Origin of the sequence: Listeria farberi (assembly GCF_014229295.1) — a bacterium.
Taxonomy (GTDB): Bacteria; Bacillota; Bacilli; order Lactobacillales; family Listeriaceae; genus Listeria; species Listeria farberi.
Genome location: NZ_JAARZL010000014.1, coordinates 1 through 555, shown reverse-complemented (window position 1 = coordinate 555; position 555 = coordinate 1). Strand labels below are relative to the sequence as shown.

The window sequence follows — 555 nt, the reverse complement described above, 5'->3', positions numbered from 1 at the left end:
ATGGTGATCCGCTCCCCAAATATCAATTAACACATCAAATCCACGCTCTAATTTGTTTAAATGGTAAGCGATATCTGGTAAGAAATACGTGTAACTACCGTCTGATTTGATTAAAACCCGGTCCTTATCATCTTCAAAATCAGTTGTTCTTAACCAAGTCGCACCATCTTGTTCATAAATATAGCCATTTTCGCGTAAACGTTCTAACGCAGGTAATACTTTGTTTTCTTCATATAAAGACGTTTCTGAAAACCATTCATCAAAAGAAACACGGAATTCTTCTAAATCCGCACGTAATTTTCCAGTTTCAAAAGCTAATGCATCTACACGAAAAACTGAACGACGCTCTTCTTCACTAGTATTTACATATTTATCACCATATTTAGCAGCTAAGTCTTTACCAAGTGAAATAATATCAGCACCTCGGTAACCATCTTCTGGAAATTCAGATTCTAAGCCTAATGCTTCAAAATAGCGCGCTTCTGCTGAAAGAACTAAATTATTAATTTGATTTCCGGCATCATTAATATAATACTCTCTTGAAACATCAAATCC

General features: G+C 35.1%; 1 protein-coding gene. It reads right to left on the bottom strand.

Annotated elements, in window-relative coordinates:
- Positions 1 to 555, bottom strand: a 555-nt coding sequence (gene argS, locus HCB38_RS15010; RefSeq protein ID WP_185638985.1) for an arginine--tRNA ligase domain-containing protein, incomplete at both ends; no start/stop codon positions are given.